This window comes from Kitasatospora sp. NPDC056651 (assembly GCF_042792155.1).
Classification (GTDB): domain Bacteria; phylum Actinomycetota; class Actinomycetes; order Streptomycetales; family Streptomycetaceae; genus Kitasatospora.
In genome coordinates this window covers 28,032-54,988 of sequence record NZ_JBHTWX010000039.1, presented here as the reverse complement: position 1 = coordinate 54,988, position 26,957 = coordinate 28,032, and the positions used below count along the sequence as shown (strand labels likewise).

Here is a 26,957-nt window from a genome sequence, read left to right as displayed (position 1 = left end):
GCGGGGACGGACCCCGAACTGCCCGACCGCTCTGAGGAGCGATAAACGATGTTCGAGAGGTTCACCGACCGCGCGCGGCGGGTTGTCGTCCTGGCTCAGGAAGAAGCCCGGATGCTCAACCACAACTACATCGGCACCGAGCACATCCTCCTGGGTCTGATCCACGAGGGCGAGGGCGTCGCCGCCAAGGCCCTGGAGAGCCTCGGGATTTCTCTTGAGGCCGTTCGCCAGCAGGTCGAGGAGATCATCGGCCAGGGCCAGCAGGCCCCGTCCGGTCACATTCCCTTCACCCCCCGGGCGAAGAAGGTCCTGGAGCTGTCGCTCCGCGAGGCCCTTCAGCTCGGCCACAACTACATCGGCACCGAGCACATCCTGCTCGGCCTGATCCGCGAGGGCGAGGGCGTCGCCGCCCAGGTCCTGGTGAAGCTGGGCGCCGACCTCAACCGGGTGCGCCAGCAGGTCATCCAGCTGCTCTCCGGCTACCAGACCGGCGGCAGCAAGGAGTCGGCCACCGCCGGCGGGCCCGCCGAGGGCACCCCGTCGACCTCGCTGGTCCTGGACCAGTTCGGCCGCAACCTCACCCAGGCCGCCCGCGAGGCCAAGCTCGACCCGGTCATCGGGCGCGAGAAGGAGATCGAGCGGGTCATGCAGGTGCTGTCCCGCCGCACCAAGAACAACCCGGTGCTGATCGGTGAGCCCGGCGTCGGCAAGACCGCCGTGGTCGAGGGCCTGGCGCAGGCGATCGTCAAGGGCGAGGTCCCGGAGACGCTCAAGGACAAGCAGCTCTACACGCTGGACCTGGGCGCCCTGGTGGCCGGCTCGCGCTACCGCGGTGACTTCGAGGAGCGCCTGAAGAAGGTGCTCAAGGAGATCCGCACCCGCGGCGACATCATCCTGTTCATCGACGAGCTGCACACCCTGGTCGGCGCGGGCGCCGCCGAGGGCGCCATCGACGCCGCCAGCATCCTCAAGCCGATGCTGGCCCGCGGCGAGCTGCAGACCATCGGTGCCACCACCCTGGACGAGTACCGCAAGCACCTGGAGAAGGACGCCGCGCTGGAGCGCCGCTTCCAGCCGATCCAGGTCGCGGAGCCCTCGCTGCCGCACACCATCGAGATCCTCAAGGGCCTGCGCGACCGCTACGAGGCCCACCACCGGGTCTCCATCACGGACGCCGCCCTGGTCGCCGCCGCCACCCTGGCCGACCGGTACATCTCGGACCGCTTCCTGCCGGACAAGGCGATCGACCTGATCGACGAGGCCGGTTCCCGGATGCGCATCCGCCGGATGACCGCGCCGCCGGACCTGCGCGAGTTCGACGAGAAGATCGCCGACGTGCGCCGCGAGAAGGAGAGCGCGATCGACGCGCAGGACTTCGAGAAGGCCGCGTCCCTGCGCGACGACGAGAAGCAGCTCCTGCAGGCCAAGGCCAAGCGCGAGAAGGAGTGGAAGGCCGGCGACATGGACGTCGTCGCGGAGGTCAACGAGGAGCTCATCGCCGAGGTCCTGGCCACCGCCACCGGCATCCCGGTCTTCAAGCTGACCGAGGAGGAGACGTCCCGCCTGCTGCGCATGGAGGACGAGCTGCACAAGCGCGTCATCGGCCAGAAGGACGCCATCAAGGCGCTCTCCCAGGCCATCCGGCGCACCCGTGCGGGCCTCAAGGACCCGAAGCGCCCCGGCGGTTCGTTCATCTTCGCCGGCCCGTCCGGTGTCGGTAAGACCGAGCTGTCCAAGACGCTGGCGGAGTTCCTGTTCGGCGACGAGGACGCGCTGATCGCGCTCGACATGTCCGAGTTCTCCGAGAAGCACACCGTCTCCCGGCTGTTCGGCTCCCCGCCCGGGTACGTGGGCTACGAGGAGGGCGGCCAGCTGACCGAGAAGGTCCGCCGCAAGCCGTTCTCGGTCGTCCTCTTCGACGAGGTCGAGAAGGCCCACCCGGACATCTTCAACTCGCTGCTCCAGATCCTGGAGGACGGTCGCCTGACCGACTCCCAGGGCCGCGTGGTCGACTTCAAGAACACCGTCATCATCATGACGACCAACCTCGGCACCCGGGACATCTCGAAGGGCTTCAACCTGGGCTTCGCGGCCACGGGTGACACCCAGACCGGGTACGAGCGGATGAAGGCGAAGGTCGGCGAGGAGCTCAAGCAGCACTTCCGCCCCGAGTTCCTGAACCGTGTCGACGACATCGTGGTGTTCCACCAGCTGTCCGAGGAAGACATCATCCAGATCGTCGACCTCATGATCGACAAGGTGGACGAGCGGCTCAAGGACAAGGACATGGGCCTGGAGCTCAGCGTCGAGGCCAAGAAGCTGCTGGCCAAGCGCGGCTACGACCCGATCCTGGGCGCCCGTCCGCTGCGCCGCACCATCCAGCGCGAGATCGAGGACCACCTCTCCGAGAAGATCCTCTTCGGCGAGCTGCGGGCCGGCCACATCGTCGTCGTCGACGTCGAGGGCGAGGGCAAGGACGCCAAGTTCACCTTCCGCGGCGAGGAGAAGTCGGCCGTCGCGGACACCCCGGCCGAGGTCGCCTCGTCCGGTCCGGACCTGACGAAGTAGCCCAACTTTTAACAGACAACTTCACAGCCACCGAGCCCCCGGCGTTCGCGCCGGGGGCTCGGTGCGTCCCGTCCCGCCCCGAACCGGAACGGTACCGACCGGGACGGCTGGCCCCCGTCCTGGAAGGTGCGGGTGCGCCCTGTTTCTCAGTAACGTTTAACCAGCATACGGTTGACAGATGGTCAGCTGATGGGAAGTCGCGGAGGATAGCGCCGTGACCATGTCACGGTCAAGGTCTATCTTTTCCGTGCACGCTTGTATCAAATGACGTCCACCTGTCTTTCATTTTGGTTTGCCGGGCTTTGGCCAAGAGCTGGCCCCGGTCGGGGAGGACGTCACAACGTTGAAGAACATCAGGAGAACCGCTGCGGCTGCCACGGCCACAGCGGTCATAGTCACGCTCGGTGCGGGCCTGTTCCCGAGCAGCGCCGTCGCCGCGGGCGGCGCGGCGCCGGTCCTGCGGGACCCCGCCGACGCGGCCGTCCAGGCCAACACCGAGCACAACATCCCGGGCCCGCTGACCGCGAAGATGACGGCCGAGCAGAAGGCCGCCACCGAGCAGCTGCTCAACGGCACCGCCCAGGTCGAGAAGCACAACGGCAGCACCAGCGTGAAGCTCGGCAAGGACAAGTACGTCGAGCTCGCCCGCGAGCGCACGGACAAGATCTTCACCATCCTCGTCGACTTCGGTGACCAGGTGGACAACACCACCAAGACGCCGGACGGCAAGGTCAAGTACGGCGGCGAGGCCGGCCCGAAGCACAACGAGATCGAGAAGCCGAACCCGGCCACCAACAACTCGACCGCGTGGCAGGCCGACTACAACCAGCAGCACTTCCAGGACCTGTACTTCGGCAAGGACAAGCCCTCGCTGAAGACCTACTACGAGCAGCAGTCCTCGGGCCGCTACTCGGTCGACGGTGTGGTCTCGGACTGGGTGCGGGTGCCGTGGAACGAGGCCCGTTACGGCTCCGACTACTGCGGCTCCAACGTCTGCGCCAGCGCCCAGGACCTGATCCGCGACGCCGTGGACATCTGGTACAAGGACCAGCTGGCCAAGGGTCAGACCGAGGCGCAGATCAAGGCGACCCTGGCCCAGTACGACCAGTGGGACCGCTACGGTTCGCACCACGACGGGAACTTCAACCAGCCCGACGGGTACATCGACCACTTCCAGATCGTGCACGCCGGCGAGGACAAGTCGGCCGGTGGCGGCAAGCAGGGCAACAAGGCCCTGTGGGCGCACCGTTCGTACGTCTACGGCAACCTCCAGGGCACGGCCGGCCCCGACGGCAACAAGCTCGGCGGCGTCCAGGTCGGCAACACCGGCCTGTGGATCGGCGACTACACGATGCAGCCGGAGAACGGCGGCCTCGGCGTCTTCGCCCACGAGTACGGCCACGACCTCGGTCTGCCGGACCTCTACGACACCGCCGGCAAGGGCATCGACAACTCGGTCGGCTTCTGGTCCCTGATGTCCTCCGGCTCCTGGCTCGGCGAGGGCAAGGGCAGCATCGGCGACATGCCGAACGACCTCGACGGCTGGAGCAAGTACCAGCTCGGCTGGCTGAAGGTCGACCGCGCCAAGGCCGGCAAGGAGTCGACCCACCACATCGGCCCGGCGGAGTACAACAGCGACCTGCCGCAGGGCCTGATCGTCGACCTGCCGAAGAAGAGCATCACCACCCAGATCAACAAGCCGTTCGGCGGCAGCAGTGAGTGGTGGAGCGGCAGCGCCGACAACCTGAACGTCACGCTCACCCGCGACATCGACCTGACCGGCAAGACCAAGGCCAGCATCGACGCCAAGGCCTGGTTCGAGCTGGAGCAGGACTTCGACTACGCGTTCGGCGAGGTCTCCGCCGACGGCGGCAAGACCTGGACCGTCGTCGACGGCACCTGGAACGGCACCGCGCTGCCCCGCGAGAACGGCCGCCCGGCCATCAGCGGCCAGGTGGCCGCCTGGGGCGACCTGTCCTTCAACCTGGACGCCTACGCGGGCAAGCAGATCAAGTTCCGCTACCACAACACCACCGACGGCGGCCTGCACTACCGCGGCCTGACGCTGGACAACATCGCGGTCGTCGCCGACGGCGCCACCGTGTTCAGCGACGACGTCGAGAAGGGTGACAACGGCTGGGTGGCCGACGGCTTCTCCCGCTTCGGCGGCTCGTACACCAAGGACTACGCGCAGTACTACATCGCGGAGAACCGGCAGTACGTGTCCTTCGACCGGACCCTGAAGACCGGCCCGTACAACTTCGGCTTCGCCGACCGCCCGAACTGGGTCGAGTACTACCCGTACCAGCCCGGCCTGCTGGTCTGGTACTGGGACGAGTCGCAGAGCGACAACAACGTCAGCATCCACCCGGGTCAGGGCCTGGTCCTGCCGGTCGACTCGCACCCGACCCCGCTGAAGTGGTCCGACGGCACCCTGATGCGTCCGCGCATGCAGGGCTACGACTCCACCTTCGGCTCCCGCCGCACCTCCGGTCTGACCCTGCACAAGGCCGGCGTCGAGACCGTCATCCCGAAGGCCAAGGGCGTCGACGAGTTCAACGACCTGAAGTCCTGGTGGAGCAAGGACAACCCGTACAGCGGTGTCGACGTCCCGAAGACCGGGACCAGCATCGAGGTCGAGAACGAGTCCTCGAACTACCTGGAGACCTGGATCCGGGTCCGCCCGGTCGACAACTGATCGCCACCCCCCGGTAGCGATCGGCCTGTGACCAGGCAGCTCTGAAAACTCCACGTCCGGCCCGTCCCCGCACCGCGCGGGGGCGGGCCGGACGCTTTGCGGAAGCAGTGGTGCTGGTCACAGGCCCCCGACCCGATACGACCGGCGGTAGTAGCCGGACGGGGGCGGGCGACAGGGGGGCTCGGAGCGGTCGTGGGCGATCGGATCTCATGATCGTTACTCCGTCGGTTTGAATATCCGGCGCCACGCTGACTACATGCCGTAGTACGTCACGCCGTTTGGGAGTCCGCTCGGTGACCGTTAAACCTGAGTGGTCCCCCGCTCAGCACGCGCCCGAACGGGCCCTTCGTGCTGCCCTCGTACGACCGTGAGGTACGGCAAGCGATGTCCACCATCCCGTCCGCGGGGCCGGCCCTGCGCCGGCTCGCCGCCCGCGCCGCGGCCCAGGCCGCGGCCTGGCAGCCCAGGATCGGCCACGCCGTCCGCACCCATGCCGCACCCCTGCGCAGGCTCGGGACGCCCCGGCACACCACGCTGCCGGGCAGCCGCCAGCGGGCCGAGCACGACCACGCGCTGGCCTCGGCCGGGGCGGCCGCGGTGCTGCTCGCCGGCGTACTGCTGGTGGCCACCCCGGGCACCGCCTCGGCGCAGACCGTGCGGCCCACCACGCCGGGCAGTTCGGCCTTCACGGTGCCGCGGGCGGAGGTGCCGAGCCCGGGGCTGGTCCAGGTGGCCGGGCCCAGCCCGTACAAGCTGCCCGACGAAGGCGACTCGGCGCAGGAGTTCGTGGGGGTCGCGGCCAACCTGCTGCCGCTGGAGGGGCCGGATCCGGAGGCCGCCGCCGAACCGGCTCCGGAGGCGGAGCCCGAGCCCGGGGCCGTTCCCGAGTCCGGGGCCGTTCCCGAGTCCGGGGCCGTTCCCGAGTCCGGGGCCGTTCCCGAGTCCGGGGCCGAGCCGGATCCCGAGTGGTCGGCGCCGGTGCCGAACGCCCCGACCAGCAACCCGTACGGGGTCGCCAACCGCGGGTACGCGGCCGGGTACCACACCGGGGTGGACTTCGCGGTCTCCCCGGGCACCCCGCTGCTGGCGGTCGGCAACGCGACCGTGGTGTCGGCCGGGTGGGACGGCGCGTACGGCAAGGAGGTCGTGCTGCGGCTGGCGGACGGGCACTTCGCGCAGTACGCGCACATGTCCTCGGTGACCGTCTCGGCAGGGCAGCGGGTGTCGGCGGGCGAGCGGATCGGGCTGTCCGGGAGCACCGGCAACTCGACCGGCCCGCACCTCCACTTCGAGATCCGCACCAACAACCGCTACGGCGCGGTGGTCAACCCGATCGCGTACCTCGCGGGGCACGGCGTCACGGACTTCTGAGCCGCCGGCCACCGTCCGGCCCCGGCCCCGTCGGCGGCGCCCGGCTCGCTCAGACGCCGGCCTCGGGGGCGGACTGCTGGATCCGGCCGCCGATCTCCAGCGCGACCTCCCGGGCCACCTCGATCGCGTCGTGCAGCGTGGGCGCCGGCTCCAGCGGCTCCCCCCAGACGTTCTGCTCGGGGTGACCGCAGTGCCCGTCCTCCTTGACCAGGAACAGCGCCGAGTGGACGGAGAACAGGGCCATCGCCGCCCGCAGCCGGTCCTGGAAGTCCGCGTTCGGCCCGTTCACCAGCTGCATCATGGTGATCATGCGCTGCTTGAAGGCCAGCCCGGCCTTCGATTCGCGCAGCGCGGGCTGGTTCTCGTGGAAGAAGCGCAGCAGCGGGGCCCGCTCGGCCATGCCGTCCGCGAAGCGGCGGATCAGCTCGTCGCGGGTCTCCGGGCTCCAGGTCTGCTCGCGGCCCCACGCGATGGTCTCGTCGAGCGGCGCGGCCATCCGGTCGACGATGCCCAGGACGATGTCGTCCTTGGTCTTGAAGTGGTAGTAGAGCGCGGCCTTGGTGACGCCCAGGCGGTCGGCGATCTCGCGCAGTGAGGTCTGCTCGTAGCCCTGCTCCGAGAAGAGCTCCAGTGACACCTCGATGATGCGAGCCCGGGTGTCGCTGCGGGGGCTGTGCGGAGTGGCCATGGCTTGCCTCATGACTGCGTCGGTGACTGCGCGGACCCCGAGGTGGTGTCCGTCCCGGGCTCATTCTCCCTGCCCAGAGGGCCGGTCGGGAAACTGGCTTGACGACCGGCTAGGAAACAACTTACCGTGCCGACGATCGAATAACTAGCCGGGCGACAAGTAAGTGAGCCGCCGCACGGCGCGACGCTCCGTCCAAGAACCACCCTCCGGGAGACCCCACCCCATGTCACAGTCCAAGACCGCCGGCCCGGAGCCGGAGTCCAAGACGGCCGAGGAGGAGCAACCGCGGTCACCCCGCGAGATCCGCCTCGTGATGGTCGGCCTGGTCGTCACCATGCTGCTGGCCATGCTCGACAACCTGATCGTCGGCACCGCCATGCCGACCATCGTCGGCGACCTCGGCGGTGCCAAGCACCTGTCCTGGGTGGTCACCGCGTACACCCTGGCCACCGCCGCCTCCACCCCGATCTGGGGCAAGCTCGGCGACATGTACGGCCGCAAGGGCACCTTCCTGACCTCGATCGTGATCTTCCTGGTGGGTTCGGCGCTGTCCGGCCTGTCGCAGAACATGAACGAGCTGATCGGCTTCCGCGCCGTCCAGGGCCTGGGCGCCGGCGGTCTGATGGTCGGCGTCATGTCGATCATGGGCGCCCTCGTCCCGCCGCGTGACCGCGGCAAGTACCAGGGCATGTTCGCCGCCGTGATGGCCCTCGCCACCATCGGCGGCCCGCTGGTCGGCGGCTTCATCACCGACCACCTGAGCTGGCACTGGACCTTCTACATCAACCTGCCGCTCGGCCTGGTCGCGCTCGCGGTGGTCGTCGTCACGCTGAAGCTGCCGAAGGTCCGCAGCACCGCCAAGGTCGACTACCTGGGCGCCATCCTGCTCACCGTCGGCATCACCTCACTGGTACTGATCACCACCTGGGGCGGCCAGCAGTACGCCTGGGGCTCCAAGGAGATACTCGGCCTGGCCGCGCTCTCCGCCGCCTCGCTGATCACCTTCTGCTACGTGGAGCAGCGGGTCGAGGAGCCGATGCTCCCGCTGAGCCTGTTCCGGAACCTGAACTTCACCCTGGTCTCGATCATCGGGTTCGTCGTCGGGTTCGTGATGTTCGGCTCGACCGTCTTCCTGCCGCTCTACCAGCAGATCGTCCAGGGCGCCTCGGCCACCAACTCCGGGCTGCTGCTGATGCCGATGATGTTCGGCATGCTGGTGATCTCGCTGGTGGTCGGCCAGGCCGTCACCAAGACCGGCAAGTACCGGATCTACCCCATCATCGGCACCCTCGTGATGACCGGCGGCATGATCCTGCTCTCCACCATGGGCACCGGGACCAGCAGCTTCACCTCCGCCTGCTGGATGATCGTGCTGGGCGCCGGCATGGGCTTCCTGATGCAGATCACCATGCTGGTGGCGCAGAACAGCGTCGAGCTCAAGGACATGGGCGTGGCCAGCTCCACCGCCACCCTGTTCCGCACCATCGGCGGTTCCTTCGGTGTCGCCCTGTTCGGCGCGCTGTTCAACAACCGGGTGGCCGACACCATGAAGGACCGGCTCGGCGAGCAGGCCGCCGCCGGCGGCGGCATGAAGGACCCGAGCGAGGTGAGCCCGGCCGTCCTGCGCCAGCTGGACCCGGCCGTCCAGGACGCCTACCACCACGCGGTGTCCAACGGCATGCACACCGTCTTCCTGTGGGGTGCCGGCGTGGCCGTGATCGCGATCGCCGCGGCGGTGTTCCTGCGCGAGGTGCCGCTGCGCGGGACCGGCAAGGCCGAGAAGCCGACCGAGGCCTCGCTGGAGGCCGCGGCCGTCTGACCGGCCCGTTCCGCACGGCGCCCCCGGAAGGTTCTCCTTCCGGGGGCGCCGTCGTTCGGTCGCGGGGCTCGTACGGCGGAGCCGGTCCGCCGCGGGGGGCCGGTCCGTTTCGGCGGCCGGTTCGCCCTGGGGGCTGGTCCGCTTCGGCGGCCGGTCGGCCGCGGGGGCCGGTCTACTGGGGCAGGCGGTAGACGCCCTGCTCGACCGGCTCGACCAGGCCGTCCGCGACCAGGCCGTCCAGGGCCCGGGCCCGCTGCACCGCGTCCGGCCAGACCACGTCCAGCCGGGCCTGCGGCACCGCCCCGTGCGCTTCGCGGAGCACCGCGAGCAGCTTGCCGCGCACCTGGCGGTCCGTCCCCTCATAGGTCTGGCCGCGCCGGGCCGGGCCCTCGTACGGCGGGCGGCCTGCCCGCTGCCAGGCGCAGCCGGCGAACAGCGGGCACTCCCCGCACTCCGGGCCGCGCGCGGTGCAGACCAGCGCGCCCAGCTCCATCACGCCGACCGCCCAGGTGGCGGCCGTCTCGGCGTCGTCCGGCAGCAGCGCGGTGGCGGTGCGGCGCTCGGCGGCGGTGGTGGCCTGGGCCGGGTACTCGACGCCGGTCACCGACCGGGCGAAGACCCGGCGGACGTTGGTGTCCAGCACCACGTGCCGCTGGCGGAAGGCGAAGGAGGCGACGGCGGCGGCGGTGTACTCCCCCACCCCGGGCAGCGAGAGCAGGGTGGCGTGGTCGTCCGGGACCTCGCCGTCGTGCTCCTCGGTGATCGCCACCGCGGCCGCGTGCAAGCGCAGCGCCCGGCGCGGGTAGCCCAGTCGGCCCCACATCCGGACCGCCTCGCCGGGCGCCTCGGCGGCGAGGTCGGCCGGGGTCGGCCAGCGGGTGAGCCAGGCCTCCCAGGCGGGCAGCACGCGCTTGACCGGGGTCTGCTGGAGCATGAACTCGCTCACCATGACCGCCCAGGGGGTCGCGTCGGGGGCCCGCCAGGGCAGGTCCCGCTTGCTCGCCTCGTACCAGTCCAGGACGGTCGAGTGGAACAGCGGCAGCGGCATCGGCAGCCGGGCGGCATCGGTGGCGGAGGCGGTGATGGCAGTCATGGCCCTTCGATCCTCCCATGCCCGCCCGCCCCGGCCGAAGTGGAGCAGATCACTTCGGATCCTTCCTGGGATTTCCGAAAATCGTCCGGTTGGGGCTCGCTCGAACGGATCAAATGGCGGATCATGTGAAGGAAGGGGCGACTGTGCGGTGTTGGTGAGTCAATCGCCACACACAGTCTCGTAGAGTTTGATCGTGCCTTCTCTGCGTCAACCCGTCGGACCACTGCCGGCCTCGATCTACTGGCGTCGGCGCGTCGTCGTGCTCGTCGCCGTCGCGGCGGTCGCCGCGCTGATCGCCTGGCTGATGATCGATCAGGGCGGAGGCGGTGACGGCGGCTCACAGGGCAAGGCCGCACAGGCCGTTCCGTCCCAGTCCCAGTCCCAGTCCCAAGCCCCGAACCAGACGCCGGCCCAAGCCATCACACCCGGCGCCTCCCCGAGCGGCCCCGCGGCGCCTCCGGGCGGCGGCGGCACCGGAGGCGGCCCGGTGGCGGGCGGTGGCGGCACCGAGGTCAACCTCAGTGGCGGCACCGGCACCGGCGGCGCCAACCCGGCCACCGGGGGCGGCGGTGCCCCGGCGGGCGGCAGTGGCGGCGGTACGGGCGGCTCGGGCGGCGGCGCCCCGGCGGTGAACACCCCCGAGATCATGGCGCTGCCGGTCTGCGTCTCCTCGCAGGTGGCGCTGGAGCTGGCCGGCACCCAGAACTCGTACCAGCCCAAGGACAAGCCGCGGCTGGCCCTGACGGTCAAGAACTCCACCGGCACCAACTGCCGGGTGGACCTGGGCCGCACCGCCTCCGTGATCACGGTGAGCGGCAGCAGCAACGACCGGGTCTGGTCCTCCGGCGACTGCCCGGCCGACAAGGGCAACATCTGGGTGCAGCTCGGCGCGAACGGCAGCCAGACCGAGACCTTCACCTGGGACCGCAGCCGCAGCAAGCCGCAGTGCGCGACCGCCGACCAGGCGCCGCCGCCCAGCGGGACCTACGTGGTGCTCGCGGAGCTCACCGGACTCTCCGGGGACAAGGTCTCGGCGCGGGCCTCGATCCGGCTGGACAGCTGAGAACCGGTCAACTTCCCACGGAGCCCCCGGCCGCCGAGCGGCCGGGGGCTCCGGCGTGTGCCGGGGGCTCCGGCGTGTGCCGGGGGCTCCGGCGTGTTCGCTTGCGCGCGGCCGGTGTGAGCGGTCGGGTGTGAGCGGTCGGGTGTGCGACGGCCCCCGGGAGAAGCGTTTCTCCCGGGGGCCGTCGGTGAGTTCGGGCGCGTTCGTCCGACCGCGTCAGTTCGGCCGCTCGATTGATCGGCTGATCGGCTGATCGGCTGATCAGACGTAGCGCTCCAGGATGGAGGACTCGGCCAGGCGGGACAGTCCCTCGCGGACCGAGCGGGCACGGGTCTCGCCGACGCCCTCGACGGTCTGGAGGTCGTCGATGCTGGCGGCGAGCAGCTTCTGGAGGCCGCCGAAGTGCTCGACCAGGCGCTCTATGACCGTGTTGGGCAGGCGCGGGATCTTCGCCAGCAGGCGGTAGCCGCGCGGCGAGACGGCGGAGTCCAGCGACTCCGGCGAGCCGGAGTAGCCGAGCGCCTTGGCGACGGTTTGGAGGTCCAGCAGCTCGGCGTGGGTGAGCGCCTCCAGGTCGGCCAGCACCTCGGTGACCGTCCGGCCCTTCTTGGCGGCCCGCTCCGGGAAGTAGTCCCGGGCGACCAGCTCGCGCTCCGGCTCCACGCCCGCGATCAGCTCGTCCAGCTGGAGCGAGAGCAGCCGGCCGTCGATGCCGAGCTCCAGCACGTAGCCGGCGATCTCGGTGGCGATCAGCCGGACCATCTCCAGGCGCTGGGCCACGGCGGTGACGTCCCGGACCGTCACCAGGTCCTCGATCTCCAGCGCGGAGAGCGTGCCGGCCACCTCGTCCAGGCGCAGCTTGTAGCGCTCCAGGGTGGCCAGCGCCTGGTTGGCGCGGGACAGGACGGTCGTGGAGTCCTCCAGCACCCGGCGGGTGCCGTTGACGTACATCGCGATCAGCCGCATCGAGTGCGAGACCGCGACCACCGGGTAGCCGGTCTGCCGGTTGACCCGCTCGGCGGTGCGGTGGCGGGTGCCGGTCTCGTCGGTCGGGATGGTCGAGTCCGGCATCAGGTGCACGCCGGCCCGGACGATCTTGGTGATGTCCTTGTCGAGCACCACCGCGCCGTCGAGCTTGCACAGCTCCCGCAGCCGGGTGGCGCTGAACTCGACGTCCAGGACGAAGCCGCCGGTGCACAGGGCCTCGACGGTCTTGTCGAAGCCCAGCACGATCAGACCGCCGGTGTTGGCCCGCAGGACCCGCTCCAGGCCGTCACGAAGCGCGGTACCGGGCGCGATGGCGGTGAGGGAGGCCCGCAGCAGGGCCTCCTCGCGGGAGGCCTTGTCCGCCCCCCGGTCGCTGGCTGCCACGTGACTCCTCCGGTAGACCCGTGCCGCGCGCCTCGCGCCGTGCGCCGCTCCGCGGTCTGTTGCTCTGTCGCTCAGTACCGCTAGGTACTGCCTTCTGGCCAATGAGACTGGGGAAAGTCTAACTGTGTGTGGCTTCGGCAGGGCTTGGGTCAGCGCAGTTCGTCGGAGTCGAGCGGCTCCCAGCCGTCCATCAGCTCCTCCGGGTAGGCCACCGGGTGGTTCGCGGCCCTGCCGGAGCGGGGGGCGGGCGGCGCCGACGGTGCCTCACCACGGGACCCGGTACGGGACTCCGCCCGGGGTTCGGTGCGCGGCTTGGCGGCGGCCCGGCGGCGGCCCGGGATGGCCCGCAGCGCCTCGCCGATGTCGGCCACCTCGACCACCTTCATGCCCGGCGGCACCTTGCCCGGGTCCGGCGGGACCAGGGCGTGGGTGAAGCCCAGCCGGTGCGCCTCGGCGAGCCGCCGCTGCACACCCGTCACCCGGCGCACCTCGCCCGCCAGACCGACCTCACCGATCGCCACCAGATTGCTGGGCAGCGGGGTGTCCGTGGAGGAACTGGCCACCGCGAGCGCGACCGCGAGGTCCGCGGAGGGCTCCGTCAGCTTCACCCCGCCGACCGTCGCCGTGTAGATGTCCTGCTTGCCGAGCTTCACCCCGCCGTGCCGCTCGACCACGGCCAGGATCATCGCGATCCGGGGGGACTCCAGGCCCGAGGTGGTGCGGCGCGGGGAGGGGATCTGCGAATCCACCATCAGCGCCTGCACCTCGGCCACCAGCGGGCGCTTGCCCTCCAGGGTGACGGTGAGGCAGGTGCCGGGGACGGGCTTGTCACGCCTGGTCAGGAAGAGGCCGGACGGGTCGGCCAGGCCGACGATGCCCTCGTCGTGGAGCTCGAAGCAGCCCACCTCGTCGGTGGCGCCGTAGCGGTTCTTGACCCCGCGGATCAGGCGCAGCCTGGCGTGCCGGTCCCCCTCGAAGCTGAGCACCACGTCCACCAGGTGCTCCAGCAGGCGCGGGCCGGCGATCTGGCCGTCCTTGGTGACGTGGCCGACCAGCAGGGTGGCCATGCCGCGCTCCTTGGACGCCCGGATCAGCGCGCCCGCCACCTCGCGGACCTGGGCCGGGCCGCCGGGGGCGCCGTCCAGCTCGGCGGAGGCGATGGTCTGCACCGAGTCCAGGATCAACAGGCCGGGGCTGACCGCCTCGATGTGCCCGAGCACGGCGCCGAGGTCCTGCTCGGCGGCGAGGTAGAGGTGTTCGGAGAGGGCGTTGATCCGGTCGGCGCGCAGCCGGACCTGCCCGGCCGACTCCTCGCCGGTCACGTAGAGCGTGCGGTGCTGGGCGGTGGCCGCCTTGGCCGCGACGTCCAGCAGCAGGGTGGACTTGCCGACCCCGGGCTCGCCGGCCAGCAGCACCACCGCGCCGGGCACCAGGCCGCCGCCGAGCACCCGGTCCAGCTCCGGCACGCCCGTCGAACGGGCCGTCGCGACCTGGCCGTCCACCTGGGCGATCGGGCGGGCGGGGGCGCTGACCGGGCCCGCGGCCGTGGTCCGGATCGGGACCGCGCCGTACTCCTCGACCGTGCCCCAGGCGTTGCACTCCGGGCAGCGGCCGACCCACTTGGGCAGCTGGTTGCCGCACTCGGTGCAGCGGTACGCCGGGCGCGGCTTGGCGGTGGTCTTGGAACGCGGAGGCATGCGGCCCACCGTAGCGCCTGGGTGTGACAGCGGCGGTCCGCCGGCGGGACCGCCGCGCGTCCACACAGATGGGCGATGTTGTTACCCGAAAGAAGTACATACGCGGGGAATGGGCGGGGTCAGCCGTCCGCGGTCTCTACCGTCGGACGGGTGACAACGCGAACTGTGGGCCTGACCGGGGCGGCCAGGGCGGCCGGGAGGGCCGGTAAGGCCGGGAAGGCCAGGGCTGCGGGGACGGCCGGAGCGGCCGAGGCGCGGGCCGGTGCCGTGCTCGCGACGTACGAGCGGCAGGCGGACGGGCTGTTCACCTACTGCCTCTCGGTGCTGTGCGAGCACGACGCGGCCGCCGACGCCCTGCGCGAGGTCCGCGAGCTGGCGCGACGGCACGGCGACCGGCTGGCCGAACCGGGGCTGCTGCGGGCCTGGCTGTTCTCGCTGGCCCGGTACTGCTGCCTGCGGCGGCTCGCGGGCGGCGGGGAGGCCGGGCCGGGTGCCGTGGCCTGTGCCGAGGCGGAGGCAGGGTGGGCGACCGGGGCCGAGACCGGGTGGGCGCCCGGGGCGGACGCCGGACGGGCGTCCGGGGCGGAAGCGGGCGAGACCGAGGCGGCCCGGCGGCGGCGCGCGCTGTCCTCGCTCGCCTGGCCGGAGGCGGCCGGCACCGACCCGGAGCAGCGGGAGGCGCTGGAGCTGTCCGTCCGGCACCGGCTGACTCCACTGGAGGTGGCGGCGGTGCTGGGCCTGCCGTTCGGGCGGACCCGTGAGCTGCTGGCCGGGGCCGAGGCCGAGGTCGCCCGGACCAGGGCGGCGCTGCTGGTGCTCGGCGACGGCGGCTGCCCGGAGCTGGACCGGCTCGGCGGGGCGCTGCGGCGAGAGCTGGTGCGGCACGTGGTGGACTGCCCGACCTGCCGGGGGACGGCGGAGCGGGTGGCCGCGAGCGAGGCGGCGGAGGGTGTGGCGGGGCTGTCGGGACCGTCCGGGCTGTCGCTGCTGCGGGCTCCGGGGGTGGCCGCTCCGCTGGTGGCGGCTCCGCTGCTGGAACCGGGGCCCCGGTTCGACCAGGGCGGCTTCCCGCGGCACCGGGCGCCGGACGCGGGGCGCGGGCTGGCGGTGCGCCGGCGGGTGGTGACCACCGGGGTGCTCGCGGCGGTCCTGGCCGCGCCGGTGATCGCGCTCTGGGCCGGGCATCGGGGCGACGGCGGGTCGGGGTCGGCGGCCACGGTGTCGGCGGTGCGGGTGGACGAGGCCGGGCGGTCGGCCGGTCAGCGGCCTGCGGTGGGCGGCCCGGCGGAGCCGGGGGCGTCGGGCATGCCGGGGATGGAGCTGGCGGGCGGCGTCGGCGGGGGCGGTGCCAGCGGGGGCGGTGCAGAAACGTTGCTTCCCGGGCTCCCCCGACTGACCGTTCAGGGCCCGGCGGTCCCGGTCCCGGTCCACGACGCGACCCCGCTCACCAGCCAGGCCCTGGCCGCCACACCGGCCCCGGCCCCGGCGGCCGACCGCGCCTCCGCGCCGGGCACCGGCGAGCCCGCCTCGGCCGGGCTGCTCACTGTCGAAGCCGCCGAGTACGGCAGCCGGACCATCCTCACCCTCACCAACTCCGGCACCGCGGAGATCCGTTGGCACGCGGCCACGGACGCCGACTGGCTGCGGCTCAGCCGCGACTCCGGCACCCTGGCGCCCGGCCAGCGGATCACCGTGATCGTCACCGTGGACGAGGACCAGGCGCCGACGACCCATTGGACCGCCCGGATCGCGCTGCCGCCCTCGCAGGCGGTGGTCACCTTGGAGGGCGGACCGCACAACCGCGGCGGCTCCGCCTCCTCCCCGGCCACCCCTACGCCGACCACCCCTTCGCCGACCGCGACACCGACGACCCCCGCCACGGCGTCCCCGTCCTCGTCGCCCTCCCCCTCTCCCACGGACACCCCCACGGCAACACCCGGCCCGGGCGCCTCGCCACACCTGCCGGCCACGACAACGACGCCCCCTCCGAATCACTGACCCGGCACCTGGCAACCCTGCGCCAAGGCCGCCGGTCACCATGCTCCCGGCCTCGCCCCCGACCAAGGCCGTGCGACAACAAGGGCGCGCGAGAAGTCGGCCCCGCCGACTTCTCGCGCCGGGCGGGCGCGCACGGCGGTCCACGCGCGCGGAAGAGGCCTTGCGGGGGCGTCCCGCGCAGGACGTCGGCCTGGGCGACTTCCCGCGCGGGACGGGCTGGCCAGGTCAGGTGCGGTGGATCGGGGGGACTTGGTAGGTCCCGTCGAGGACCGGGGGTTCGGGTTGGTAGATGCGGAGGATGGGGCGGAACTCGCCGGGTGGGGTGGGGAGCCAGTTGGCGGCGGCGTCCGGGTCCTCGGGCTGGTCGTGCTGGAGGGTCAGGGTGAGCGAGCCGTCGTCGCCGCGGACCAGGCCGGGGGTGCGGTCGCCGATCGAGTAGCGGTCGATCGGGTTCTCCACCAGGCAGTAGTCCGGGACGGAGTACATCGTGACGGACCAGAACGCCTCGGCCGGGGGCGGCTGGTCGAAGCGCAGCGTGTAACTGTTGGCTCCGGTGAGGGCCCGGCCGTCCGAGTCGTCGTAGGTCATCGCGTACGAGGCCTCGTACGCGTGGTTGCCCCAGAGGCCGGCGCGGGCGGCGGCAGCCCGGGTGAGGTAGGCCGCGCGGCGGTCGGGGATGCGCCACTCGGGGTCGTCCAGGGTGCCGGGACCCAGGTGGTCGGTGTTGTAGTCGAAGAGGTGGAGCGTGCTGCGCCATTCGCCGAGCGGGTGGTCCTCGGGCGGGCGGGTGGCGGCCTCGACCCGTTCGCGGCCGGCGGCCAGGCCCTTGGCCAGCGCCAGCGTCCACTCGGGGGCGGCCGCGCGGTACGGCGAGGCCCCGTCGTCCAGCAGGCCGAGCGGGGCGAAGCGGCGCTGGTACTCGATGTCCGCGGTGGCGGGCGGGAAGGCCTGCATCCAGACCCGCAGGCGTTCGAAGAAGGCCAGCCGCTCGGGTACGTCGTTGTCCGGCGCGGGCAGTCCGGCGACCAGGCCGCCGGGTTCCAGCGGCTCCAGTTCCAGGGCGGCCTGGAGGGCCCGCACCCGGGCCAGGTCGTCCGGGTCGAGGCAGGCGAAGCGGCCGACGAGGGTGCCGACGGTGGTCGGCAGCTCGATCACCCGGGACGGGTCCGACGGGGTGCCGTGCCAGCCGGGCGGGACGATCAGCCAGGTCTGCGCGTGGGTGCCGGTGGCGCGGCGGCCGAGGTAGGCGATGTTGTCCGTCCAGGCGTCGATGACCTGGAGCACGTAGTACGCGCCCGCGGTGTCCGGGACGTGCAGCACCTGCGGGCCCTCCGAGAGGTCCAGTTGGGCCATCGAGTAGATCGTGTCGTTGTTGACGGAGACGAAGTCGTCGGCCGGGCCGGCCAGCCGGGTGGCGTGGCCGAGGTGGTTGAACGGCGCCGCCGGAAGGGTGCCCAGGCCCCCCTTGGTGAAGCGCTCGACCATGGTGAGGCCGGCGACCAGCGGGTAGCCGTAGACGTACGCGTCGGCGGCGAGGGCCTCCAGCTCGGACTGGTTCATCACGGGTCCTTCGTACGAAGCGGTCAAGGTGCGGGTCGGATGCTCGGCGGGTGCGCGGCGGTCAGCGCGGTTCGAGCGGTGGAGGCGGCGGGAGCCGACCGTCGTCGGCGGCGGGGCCATCCGCCTCCCAACGCCCCTGCCGGGCCTCCTCGGCGGGCAGTCCGTGGAGGTCGACCGCGGCGCCGACGGCCTGCCGCAGGAAGTCCGCGCCGATCTGCTCGCGGGTGCCGAACAGCCCGGCGGGGTCGGCGAGTTCGGCGACGGCGCGGACCAGCCGGGCACGCCCGTCGGCGAGGCCGCGCCCGATCTCGGCGCGCACCTCCAGCGGGAGGGCGGCGGGCTCGAACTCGCCGCGGCCGTCGACGCCCAGGTCGGTGAGGCGGCCGCGCAGCCCCACCTCGGCGGGCGGCAGCGGGACGGGGCCGTCCAGCGGGAAGAAGCCGAGCAGGAAGTCGAGGAAGGCGAGGAACTCGACGGTGTCCGTCACCTCCTCGCGCCAGACCGGCCAGACCGGTTCCGGGGCGGGCGCCGGCGCGGGTGTGCCGGCGTACGCGTGCAGCGGGCGCAGCCGGTACCGCTCCTGGACGGCGGCGAGTCCGGCGACCTCGGCGGGGGTGTTCCCGGTCAGCCGGGTGCGACCGAGGATGCCGACCAGCCGGGTGGCGGTGCGGATCACTCCGCGGATGCCGGGCGGGAGCTCGCCGTGCCAGTCGGGTCCGGCCACCAGGTGGTCGCCGGACCCGGGGCCGGTGGTCCGGGTGCCGATGAACCCGGCGTACACGGTGTCGAGTTCGTGCACCGGCAGGACGTGGTCCCGGGCCTCGGCGGGCACCGAGACCACCCAGGGCTCGGCGCGCAGGTCCAGCCAGGCGCGGGAGTACGGGGGTTCCCCGGGCTCGTCGGCGCGGAGCGGGCTGCCGGGAGCGGCGGAGCCGCCTGGGTCGGCGGGGGCGGGCGGCCGCGGCTGGTGGCGGAAGACGCCGAAGCCGCCGACGTACCCCGGGTCCGCGTCGTCCAGGGCCTGGGCGTAGAGGGCGCGGTAGTTCCGCAGCATGGGATAGCCGCGGATCCAGGCCTCGGCGGCGGTCGCGCGGACGGTGGCCGGGTCCACGAGTGCCGGGTTGACCATGCTGTCGCTCTCCCGCCGCGGGCCGCTTGCTTCTGTACGGATCGGTATCAATCGGTATCAATCGGTTATGAATCGGATGCTATGCGGGGCCGGGTGGGGCGGCATGTCGGATCCGCTCCGCCCCTGCTCCCTCCCCCGCCCGGGTTCCGCCCTCTGCTCAGCGCTAATCCGGGCGTACCGGCGGGACGGCCGAGGCAGGGTCATCGGTATGAAGATCCTCCTGCTTGGCGGCTCGTCCTTCCTCGGACGGGCCTACGCCGTCGAGGCGCTCGCCCGGGGCCACCGGGTGACCACCTTCAACCGCGGCCGCAGTGCCGCCGACCTGCCCGGGGTCGAGTCCGTCCGGGGCGAGCGCGACAGCGCCGACGACCTCGCCCGGCTGGTCGACGGCCGCCGCTGGGACGCCGTCGTCGACACCTCCGCCCAGCAGCCCGCCCAGGCCGCGCTCAGCGCCCGGCTGCTGCACGGGCGGGCCGACCACTACACCTTCGTCTCCTCCGTGCACGCCTTCGCCGACTGGCCCGCCCGGGTGATCGACGAGGGCTCCGCACTCCACCCCTGCCCCGCCGACACCCCACCCGGCCGGCCACCCGGCAACACCCTCAAGGCCGGCTGCGAACGCGCCGTGCTCGCGGGGTTCGGCGCCGGGCGCACACTCGTGCTCAACAGCGGCCTGCTCGTCGGACCGCACGAGAACGGCGGACGACTGCCCTGGTGGCTGGAGCGGATGGCGCGCGGCGGGCGGGTGCTCGCCCCGGGGGATCCGCAGCGGACCATGCAGGTGATCGACGTCCGGGACTTCGCCTCCTTCGGGCTGGACCTGCTGACGGCCGGGACGGCGGGGCGCTTCGTCACCACGGCGCCGCCCGGCCGGCTCCGCTTCGGCGAGTGGCTGGAGACCTGCCGGGCGGTCGCGGGCGCCGCGGACACCGAGCTGGTCCGGGTCGGGGACGGGCAGCTGCTCGCCGAGGGACCGGACCAGGTCGCCCCGTGGACCGAACTCCCCTTCTGGGCACCGGACCTGCCCGAGCTGGCGGGCGCCTGGCTGGCCGGCACCGCCCGCGCGGAGGCGGCCGGCCTGCGCTGTCGGCCGTTCGCCGAGACGGCGCGGGACACCTGGGAGTGGCTGCGGACGCGCGGGCCGGCCGAGGACACCGACGCGGCCGGACGCAAGGGGCGGCCGGACGCGCCGGTCCGGCAGGGCATCGAACCGGCGAAGGAGCGGCGGCTGTTGACGCCCTACGGCTGAGGGCCGGCCTGGTCGGGCGGCAGGAGTGGGACGTCGGGAGAGCCGGCTTCCCACTCCTGCGAACACAGGTGATGACGCGTTTGAGGACGCACTGGAGGACACGTTTGAGGACGCACCCGCGCGGCCGGGCCGCTCAGTGCGTGCGGCGGGTCACCAGCTCGGCGAGCGCCAGCAGTTCGTCGGCCGCGGCCGGCTCCGGCACCGCGGCGGCCAGCTGCGCCATCGCCGCGGCCATCCGCTCGCAGGACTCGCCCTGCGCCCAGCCACGTCCGCCCGCCGCCTCGACCGCCGCCGCGCACTGCGCCAACTCCTCGCGGCTGAGCGGCCGTTCGAGCGTGTACAACTCGGCGAGCCGCTTGCCCGCGACGGTGCCGGAGCCCAGCGCCGCGACCACCGGCAGCGACTTCTTCCGGGCGGCCAGGTCCGCGCCGACCGGCTTGCCGGTGACCGCCGGGTCCCCCCAGATGCCGATCAGGTCGTCGATCAGCTGGAACGCCAGGCCGATCTCCCGGCCGAAGCCGTCCAGCGCCCGCGCGGCCTCCTCGGAGGCGCCCCCGTACAGGGCGCCCATCGCGCAGGCGGCACCGAGCAGGGCGCCGGTCTTGGCCTCCGCCATCGCCAGGCACTCGGCCAGCGAGACGTCGTCGCGCCGCTCGAAGGCGCAGTCGATCTGCTGCCCCTCGCAGAGTTCGACCACGCAGTCGGTGAGCCGGCGGATGGATCCCTGGGCGGCCCCGTGGGTGTCCTCCGCGAGCAGGCGCAGCGCGAGGGAGTGCATGGCGTCCCCGGCCAGGATGGCCTCGGTGATGCCGAACACCCGCCAGGCGGTGGGCCGGTGGCGCCGGGTGTCGTCCCGGTCGATGACGTCGTCGTGGAGCAGGGTGAAGTTGTGCACCAGCTCCACCGCGGCGGCCGCGGCGACGGCCTGGTCGGGCTTGCCGCCCAGCGCCTGGGTGGCGGCGAGGACCATGGCCGGCCGGATCGCCTTGCCGGCGGGGGCCTCGACGGGAGTGCCATCCGCCTCCCACCAGCCGAAGTGGTAGCCGGCCACCTTGCGCATGGTGCCGGGCAGCGAGTCGACGGCGGCCCGCAGCACCGGGTCGACCAGCGCGCGGGCCCGGGCGAGGATGTCCGCCGCCTCGTGCCCCTCTTTGTGGTCCCGCTCCAGCGTGGGACTGGTCATGGGTGTTTCCCCCTGTCGGCGCCTGTCGTGGGACGGTCCGCCGTCGGCGGACCGGGGTTGCCCTGCGGTGTCGGGCACGGTCGTGTACGTCGCGCACGAACGCGTACGTAACGCACGAACGCGTACGTAACGCACGAACGCGTACGTAACGCACGAACGCGTACGTCGCGTCGCGCACGGCTGCGGCGAGTCGGACGGCCGCGCGACCGGCCGCCGCGAGCCGTCAGTACTGCGCGATGTCCACGTTCTCCAGGACGCCGACCGCGTCCGGAACCAGGATCGCCGCGGAGTAGTAGGCGCTCACCAGGTACGAAATGATGGCCTTCTCGTCGATTCCCATGAACCGCACCGAAAGGCCCGGCTGGTACTCGTCCGGAATTCCGGTCTGGTTCAGGCCGATGACGCCCTGATTGTCCTCGCCGATTCGCATCGCGATGATCGAGCTGGTGCTCCCGACGACCGGGATCTTGTTGCACGGGAAGACCGGGACGCCGCGCCAGGCCATGATCTGCTTGCCCTCGACCTCGACCGTGCCCGGGTAGAGGCCGCGCTTGTTGAGTTCCCGGCCGAAGGCGGCGATGGCCTTGGGGTGCGCCAGGAACATCCGGGTGCCGCGGCGGCGGCTGAGCAGCTCGTCCATGTCGTCCGGGGTGGGCGGGCCGGAGTGGGTCTGGAACCGCTGGTCGTACGCGGCGTTCTCCAGCAGGCCGAACTCGGGGTTGTTGACGAGCTCGTGCTCCTGGCGCTCGCGCAGGGCCTCGATGGTCAGCCGGAGCTGGTGCTCGGTCTGGTTCATCGGCTCGTTGTAGAGGTCGGCGACGCGGGTGTGCACCTTGAGGATGGTCTGCGCGACGCTCAGCTCGTACTCGCGCGGCTTGAGCTCGTAGTCCACGAAGGCGACGGGCAGGTCGTACTCGCCGCGGCGGCCGGAGGAGAGGTCGATCGCGGCCTCGCCGTGCTTGTTCTGCGCCTGCTGGAAGCCGTTCAGGTACTCGATGATCTGGAGCTGCAGCGCCTCGGAGCGGTCGTGCAGTTCCTGGAAGGCGGGCCAGGAGAGCGTCATGACGGTGCCGGAGGTCGCGGCGCGGACGGTGTACGGCCAGTCGCCGCCGTTCTGCCGGACCGCCTCGTCGCCGAGGTGGTCGCCGTCGGCGAGGGTGCCGACCACCGTCTCCTCGCCGTACTTGCCGGTGCCCAGCCGGTCGAGCTTGCCGTGCGCGATCAGGAACACCTCGGTGATCGGCGCCCCGGCCCGGACCAGGACGTCGCCCGGGTTGAAATCCCGCTGCACGAAGCGCCCGGCCAGCTCCTCCAGCACGGCCTCGTCCTGGAAGCCGCGCAGCACCGGCACCTCGGCCAGCGTCGGCGCGACGATCCGCACCTCGGCACCGGTCTTGACGAAGCCCACCCGGCCCCGGCCGACCGAGTGGCGCAGGCGGCGGTTCACCCGGTAGGTACCGCCGGACACCTGCACCCAGGGCAGCCTCCTGAGCAGCCAGCGCGGGCTGATGCCCTGCATCTGCGGCGCGGACTTGGTGGTCGTCGCGAGGTTCCGCGCGCCGGCCGTGCTCAGACTCTGCTGCTGCCGGATCCCCGAAGGCGCACCTGGTGCGGGAATACCGGCATTGGTTTCGGTCGACATGAGGGGAGCCCTTCGCATACCCGATGAAGTGTCGCCTTGCACATGCGTGTTGCAGCTTCATAGTGGGCCCATTCGAGGGCGTCCCGCAATCACTCGTTCGAGTGGTTCGGAATGGCCAAACAAATAGTACGAATAGATCACCCGATCGATATCTGTTCGACTATTTATTCGAACAAATCGGAGCGCCGGACCCCATCCTCCCCCATGGCCGCCCGGCCCGCGCCGCCCTTCGGTGCGATCCGCGCGTCGCGCCCCCGCCGTCCGACCCGTTCGAACAGGTCGCTAGGGTTTCCTGACCCTTCGTCAACTCTCATCCTGGGAAGGCCACATGAGCGCACCCGTACGCGTCTGGCTGAACCGCGCCTACGCCGAGAACGTCTTCTTCATCGAACAGCTGCGCGCCGCGCCGCGCCCGGTGGTGGTCCACGCGACCCACGGCGACCCGGACTCCCCCGTACTCGCCGCCGCCGACCACGGCACCCCGGAGCCGGTCGACCTGCCCGCGGCCGACTACGTCCGCTACGCGCTGGACTACTGCGCCCGGCACACCGTCGACGTCTTCGTCCCGCAGCTGCACCAGCTCGCCATCGCCCTCGCCCGGCCGGAGTTCGAGGCGATCGGCACCGCGCTGCTCTGCCCGCCCGCCACCGCGATAGCGGCCTTCACCAGCAAGGCCGACGGCTACGCGGCGATCGCCGGGGCCGGACTGCCCACCCCGCCCTGGTGGCGGGTGCGCACCCCCGGCGAACTGTGGGACGCCGTCGAGCGGATCGAGGGCGACGGGCACACCGCCTGCCTCAAGCCCACCTCCGGCGCCGGCGGCGCGGGCTTCCGGGTGCTCACCCGGGAGCCTTACGGCGCAAGGCGGTTGGCAGGCTGGGACCACCGGGTGCAGGTCGAGCAGGTGGCCGCCGCACTGGCCTCGGACGGCCCGGACGGCGAGCCGGTGGACCTGCTGGTGATGCCGTACCTGGACGGGCCGGAGGTCTCGGTGGACTGCCTGGCCGACCGCAGCGGCGATCCGCTCACCGTGGTCGGGCGCACCAAGCAGGGCCGCCGCCGGGGCTTCACCACCGAGGACCGCTACCTGGAGCCGGTCCGGCGGCTGGTCCGGGCAACGGGGATGGCGTACCTGTCCAATGTGCAGTTCCGCCGGTTCGAGGACCGGCCGGTGGTCATCGACGTCAACACCCGCCCCGCCGCCGGGCTCCACCAGCTGCGGCTGTGCGGCCTCAACCTGCCGTGGGACGCGGTGCGGCTGGCGCTCGGAGAGCGGCCGGAGGGGGCGGACGGCGCGGGCGCGGGGCCGGACGTGCGGGGCATCGAGTACACGCTGGTGCCCGGCATCCAGCCGGTGCGGCCGCGCCGGGCGCCAGGACGGGTGTCACTGGTCCGGGCCCGGGCGTGACGGGCGACGGGCGACGGGCGACGGGCGACGGGCGACGGGCGCCGACTCCGCTGCTACAGCGGGCCGTTCCAGTCGAGGGTCGGCTCCAGCACGCCCTCCAGGGTGAGCAGCCAGCGCTTCACCTCGATGCCGACCTTGCCGCCGCCGAAGCCGCCGATCCCGTCCGCCGCCACCACCCGGTGGCACGGCACCAGCAGCGGAACGGGGTTGGCGGCCATCATCTGCCCGACCGTGCGAGCGGCCAGGCCCGGTTCCGTGACGTCCTCGAACACCCCGCTGCGGGCGGCCAGTTCGCCGTAGGTGATGGTCCGGCCGTATGGCACCTCACGCCAGAGCGTCCGCAGCACGGCGCGGTGCGGTCCCGAGCTGAGGCTCCAGTCGATCGGCAGGCCCAACTCGTGGGTGCGGCCCGCCAGATAGGCGCCGATCCGCTCGGTGACGGCGGTGGCCCTCGCCTCGTCCGTGCACGGCGGCCGCTCGCCGTCGCGCCCGTGGTAGCCGGCCGCCGCCACGCCGAGCGGGGTCACCGCGATGTGCATCGGGCCGCTGGGCAGCGGCGTGGGCACGGTGAGCCAGGACATCGACCAGGACTGCGACACGATCGGGCCCCCACCCTCCACCGGACCGGCCACCGGCCACCCCGGCACCCGGGAGACGTCCCCGCCCCGCGCGCCATCGTACGGCGGGCGGCCGCCGGGCGACGCCCGGTAGGCCGCGGTCGACGGCGAGTGGCCGGCAGGGAGCGGCGGGTGGCCGGCAGGGAACGGCGGGCGGCCGGCACCGCGAGCACGGGCGGCTCCGGTCAGAGCTGCCCCTTCAGCCCGCGGGCGAGCGACGCGCACCAGTGCACCAGCTCGGCGCGGTCCGGGCCGCGCCCCTCGCACAGCACGGCGAGCTGCGCGTCACTGATCCGGTCCGGCCCCGGGATCTCCAGCAGGTACGCCAGATCCGCCAGGACGGTGGCGAGCCGCTCGGCGTCCATGTGGTCCACGGTCGCGGCGGACTCGTGATGGCTGATGGTGAGCGAACCGGGCATGATCGACCTCCTCCGTCACCCCCGTCCTCCCACCGTACGACCGGGTCGGCCGCCCCGCCCGCCGCGGAGGCGCACACGCGCGGGAGGGGCAGCCGGTCGCGCTCCGGGGCCGGCCGGGCGCGGTGCGCGGTGGGCCGGGGGTGCGCCCCGAAGCCGTCCAGGGGTCGGTCAGCTGCCCGGGCCCTCCTCCCAGCGGCGGTTCCGTACCGCCGGTGCCGCCAACACTACGGCCCCGGCCGCAAGTTGCCAGACAGACCCGAGCAGCAGCACGGTGCCCGACCCGAACCGGTCGGCCGGCGGACCGGCCGCCGCAAGCCCGAGCGGGCCCAGGCAGAAGGCGTCCAGCACGCCGAAGGCCGTCAGCCGGCCGAGCAGTTCCGTCGGCACCCATCTCTGCGTGGTGGTGTTGTAGAGCGCCCCGCAGACCGCCGGGCCGGCCCCGGCCACCAGCGCACCGACGGCCACCCAGGGCAGCGGCACCCCGGCCGCGAGCACGGCCGACGGCAGCGCCCAGGCCAGCGCCGCCACGGACGCCACGGACGCCACCGCGAGCGGACGGGCGGGGGTGCGGCCGAGCAGCAGCAGCCCGCCCATCACCAGGCCCCAGGCCGAGGTCACCAGCCCGGCGGCGTTTCGCCCAGCGGCGTCGGGTCCCGACTCGTCACACCCGGCGTCGTTACGCAGCCGATGAGTGGCCGTGACACGACCGGCCGAGCACCGCGACACGCCCCTCCTACCGTCATCGACGACGCCCCGGCCGAACGGGCCGGACGGCGTCCACGACGAGGACGTACGCGTCCGGCGCCGACGACGGACGTCCCTTGACCCCCCGTACGCCCGGCCCCACGAACCGCACCGCGGGCCGGCGTCCACCACGTACCGACCGATGCAGATGGAGAGACACCCCATGAGCAGGAGCCGTACCCACCGCTCGCCCGCCCGCCGCGTCCTGACGGCCTGCGCCCTGACCGGCGTCGCGCTGCTGGCCACCGTCACCGGCGGGCAGGCCTGGGCCGACGGCGCGGCGAAGCCGACCGCGAGCGTCGCCGCCCCGGGCAGCGACGCGGCGCCGAAGCCGGCCGTCGAGGCCCCCCGGGCGGCCACCCCGGCCCCCGCCGCCCCGGCCGCCCCGGCCGCCGCTCCCGCCGTCGTCCCGCGGGGCGCCGCCACTCCGGCGCCGGTCGCCCCCGGTGGCGCCCAGCCGCAGGTCCGCGAGGTGCCCAAGGGCGCCGCGCAGGCCGGTGACGGCTCCGGCGCCTCCGACAGTTCCGGTCTGATGCTCGCCGGTGGCGGCACCGTCGCGGCCGTCGGCGCCGCGGCGCTGGGCTTCGCCGTCCTGCGCCGCCGCTCCGGTGCGCGCGGCTGACACCGGTCCCGAGTCCGC

Annotated in this window: 20 protein-coding genes; 9 read left to right on the top strand and 11 right to left on the bottom strand. The window is 72.7% G+C overall.

Features of this window, described 5'->3' with window-relative positions; genetic code table 11:
• The first annotated feature begins 48 nt into the window (after nucleotides 1-48).
• The 3 genes from ACFRAR_RS17535 to ACFRAR_RS17525 all read left to right on the top strand — a co-directional run bounded on the left by ACFRAR_RS17535 (nucleotide 49) and on the right by ACFRAR_RS17525 (nucleotide 6,637).
• Nucleotides 49-2,568: an ATP-dependent Clp protease ATP-binding subunit gene (locus tag ACFRAR_RS17535; RefSeq protein ID WP_380698953.1), complete on the top strand. Its 2,520-nt coding sequence runs from the start codon at nucleotides 49-51 to the stop codon at nucleotides 2,566-2,568.
• A 343-nt stretch (nucleotides 2,569-2,911) separates the two neighbouring features.
• Entirely contained in the window at nucleotides 2,912-5,266 is a 2,355-nt protein-coding gene (locus ACFRAR_RS17530; RefSeq protein ID WP_380698952.1) for an immune inhibitor A domain-containing protein, read from the top strand.
• Nucleotides 5,267-5,650: 384 nt separating this feature from the next.
• Complete coding sequence (locus tag ACFRAR_RS17525) at nucleotides 5,651-6,637, top strand: M23 family metallopeptidase (protein ID WP_380698951.1); 987 nt, start codon at nucleotides 5,651-5,653, stop codon at nucleotides 6,635-6,637.
• A 49-nt stretch (nucleotides 6,638-6,686) separates the two neighbouring features.
• Here the strand turns inward: ACFRAR_RS17525 and ACFRAR_RS17520 are convergent, their stop codons facing one another.
• Nucleotides 6,687-7,325 carry a TetR/AcrR family transcriptional regulator gene (locus ACFRAR_RS17520; protein ID WP_380698950.1) on the bottom strand — a complete coding sequence of 213 codons (639 nt, stop codon included), beginning with the start codon at nucleotides 7,323-7,325 and terminating at the stop codon, nucleotides 6,687-6,689.
• A gap of 223 nt (nucleotides 7,326-7,548) precedes the next feature.
• On the opposite strand from ACFRAR_RS17520, the gene ACFRAR_RS17515 reads away from it, so the two are divergent.
• A complete protein-coding gene (locus tag ACFRAR_RS17515) occupies nucleotides 7,549-9,144 on the top strand; it encodes an MDR family MFS transporter (protein WP_380698949.1) in 1,596 nt (531 codons plus the stop codon).
• 172 nt (nucleotides 9,145-9,316) lie between these two features.
• On the opposite strand, the gene ACFRAR_RS17510 is transcribed toward ACFRAR_RS17515, so the two are convergent.
• Nucleotides 9,317-10,237 (bottom strand): A/G-specific adenine glycosylase, encoded by a 921-nt coding sequence (locus ACFRAR_RS17510; protein ID WP_380698948.1) that lies wholly within the window; start codon nucleotides 10,235-10,237, stop codon nucleotides 9,317-9,319.
• A gap of 193 nt (nucleotides 10,238-10,430) precedes the next feature.
• On the opposite strand from ACFRAR_RS17510, the gene ACFRAR_RS17505 reads away from it, so the two are divergent.
• The gene (locus tag ACFRAR_RS17505) at nucleotides 10,431-11,300 is read left to right on the top strand and encodes a hypothetical protein (RefSeq protein ID WP_380698947.1); all 870 of its coding nucleotides are present in this window, start codon (nucleotides 10,431-10,433) and stop codon (nucleotides 11,298-11,300) included.
• A 261-nt stretch (nucleotides 11,301-11,561) separates the two neighbouring features.
• Here the strand turns inward: ACFRAR_RS17505 and disA are convergent, their stop codons facing one another.
• Nucleotides 11,562-12,620 (bottom strand): DNA integrity scanning diadenylate cyclase DisA, encoded by a 1,059-nt coding sequence (disA, locus tag ACFRAR_RS17500; protein WP_380698971.1) that lies wholly within the window; start codon nucleotides 12,618-12,620, stop codon nucleotides 11,562-11,564.
• A 200-nt stretch (nucleotides 12,621-12,820) separates the two neighbouring features.
• The gene (radA, locus tag ACFRAR_RS17495; RefSeq protein ID WP_380698946.1) at nucleotides 12,821-14,368 is read right to left on the bottom strand and encodes a DNA repair protein RadA; all 1,548 of its coding nucleotides are present in this window, start codon (nucleotides 14,366-14,368) and stop codon (nucleotides 12,821-12,823) included.
• A 150-nt stretch (nucleotides 14,369-14,518) separates the two neighbouring features.
• Here radA and ACFRAR_RS17490 point away from each other — a divergent pair, with 150 nt between their 5' ends.
• Nucleotides 14,519-16,366: a hypothetical protein gene (locus ACFRAR_RS17490; protein WP_380698945.1), complete on the top strand. Its 1,848-nt coding sequence runs from the start codon at nucleotides 14,519-14,521 to the stop codon at nucleotides 16,364-16,366.
• Between the two features lie 225 nt (nucleotides 16,367-16,591).
• Here ACFRAR_RS17490 and ACFRAR_RS17485 read toward each other — a convergent pair whose 3' ends face one another.
• Nucleotides 16,592-17,926, bottom strand: a complete 1,335-nt coding sequence (locus tag ACFRAR_RS17485) for a DUF1254 domain-containing protein (protein ID WP_380698944.1) — start codon at nucleotides 17,924-17,926, stop codon at nucleotides 16,592-16,594.
• Between the two features lie 61 nt (nucleotides 17,927-17,987).
• Nucleotides 17,988-19,055 carry a DUF1254 domain-containing protein gene (locus ACFRAR_RS17480; protein WP_380698943.1) on the bottom strand — a complete coding sequence of 356 codons (1,068 nt, stop codon included), beginning with the start codon at nucleotides 19,053-19,055 and terminating at the stop codon, nucleotides 17,988-17,990.
• Nucleotides 19,056-19,263: 208 nt separating this feature from the next.
• Between ACFRAR_RS17480 and ACFRAR_RS17475 the strand changes: the two genes are divergently transcribed.
• Nucleotides 19,264-20,304, top strand: a complete 1,041-nt coding sequence (locus ACFRAR_RS17475; protein ID WP_380698942.1) for an NAD-dependent epimerase/dehydratase family protein — start codon at nucleotides 19,264-19,266, stop codon at nucleotides 20,302-20,304.
• Nucleotides 20,305-20,437: 133 nt separating this feature from the next.
• Here ACFRAR_RS17475 and ACFRAR_RS17470 read toward each other — a convergent pair whose 3' ends face one another.
• Nucleotides 20,438-21,487, bottom strand: a complete 1,050-nt coding sequence (locus tag ACFRAR_RS17470; RefSeq protein ID WP_380698941.1) for a family 2 encapsulin nanocompartment cargo protein polyprenyl transferase — start codon at nucleotides 21,485-21,487, stop codon at nucleotides 20,438-20,440.
• A 223-nt stretch (nucleotides 21,488-21,710) separates the two neighbouring features.
• Nucleotides 21,711-23,129, bottom strand: a complete 1,419-nt coding sequence (locus ACFRAR_RS17465; protein ID WP_380698940.1) for a family 2B encapsulin nanocompartment shell protein — start codon at nucleotides 23,127-23,129, stop codon at nucleotides 21,711-21,713.
• Nucleotides 23,130-23,457: 328 nt separating this feature from the next.
• Here ACFRAR_RS17465 and ACFRAR_RS17460 point away from each other — a divergent pair, with 328 nt between their 5' ends.
• Nucleotides 23,458-24,537, top strand: coding sequence for an ATP-grasp domain-containing protein (locus ACFRAR_RS17460; protein WP_380698939.1), 1,080 nt, complete (start codon nucleotides 23,458-23,460; stop codon nucleotides 24,535-24,537).
• Between the two features lie 53 nt (nucleotides 24,538-24,590).
• Here ACFRAR_RS17460 and ACFRAR_RS17455 read toward each other — a convergent pair whose 3' ends face one another.
• The 3 genes from ACFRAR_RS17455 to ACFRAR_RS17445 all read right to left on the bottom strand — a co-directional run bounded on the left by ACFRAR_RS17455 (nucleotide 24,591) and on the right by ACFRAR_RS17445 (nucleotide 26,191).
• A complete protein-coding gene (locus tag ACFRAR_RS17455; protein WP_380698938.1) occupies nucleotides 24,591-25,136 on the bottom strand; it encodes a methylated-DNA--[protein]-cysteine S-methyltransferase in 546 nt (181 codons plus the stop codon).
• A 203-nt stretch (nucleotides 25,137-25,339) separates the two neighbouring features.
• Complete coding sequence (locus ACFRAR_RS17450) at nucleotides 25,340-25,573, bottom strand: hypothetical protein (RefSeq protein WP_380698937.1); 234 nt, start codon at nucleotides 25,571-25,573, stop codon at nucleotides 25,340-25,342.
• A gap of 168 nt (nucleotides 25,574-25,741) precedes the next feature.
• Nucleotides 25,742-26,191, bottom strand: a complete 450-nt coding sequence (locus ACFRAR_RS17445; protein ID WP_380698936.1) for a hypothetical protein — start codon at nucleotides 26,189-26,191, stop codon at nucleotides 25,742-25,744.
• A 289-nt stretch (nucleotides 26,192-26,480) separates the two neighbouring features.
• Between ACFRAR_RS17445 and ACFRAR_RS17440 the strand changes: the two genes are divergently transcribed.
• Nucleotides 26,481-26,939, top strand: coding sequence for a hypothetical protein (locus ACFRAR_RS17440; RefSeq protein ID WP_380698935.1), 459 nt, complete (start codon nucleotides 26,481-26,483; stop codon nucleotides 26,937-26,939).
• Nucleotides 26,940-26,957 lie beyond the last annotated feature (18 nt).